This is a genomic window from Pseudomonas sp. PME37.24/025 (assembly GCF_055556615.1).
Window position 1 is genome coordinate 1 of sequence record NZ_JBVHNK010000195.1, and the last position, 272, is coordinate 272.

The 272-nt window shown below is 45.2% G+C and carries 1 protein-coding gene; it reads left to right on the forward strand.

The annotated features are described in order from the left end of the window. Nucleotides 1-247 (forward strand): hypothetical protein (locus tag ACZ3HH_RS30045; RefSeq protein ID WP_465810224.1); only part of this gene is annotated, 247 nt, incomplete at its 5' end. Nucleotides 248-272 lie beyond the last annotated feature (25 nt).

Below are 272 nucleotides of genomic sequence, written 5' to 3' on the forward strand. Positions count from 1 at the left end.
TATCAGCCTATTAAGTGCGTATTCATTAATTGAAAATAAATACACCACAGGCGTATACGGGCGTAACCGATTCTTCGTTGATAAAACCGAAATAAGCCCTAAACCACCCCACTTATTAGTCAATGTGGAAGACGACCTTCCACTCACAATGAATCATCTACAACTGACATTTGATTCATGCATCCTCTTCGCCACACCGCTGTTGTTCAGTCGCTGCTTTGCTCGGTATGTCTGTACCTGTCGCTGATGGGAGCGACTCGCGCGCAAGAAAC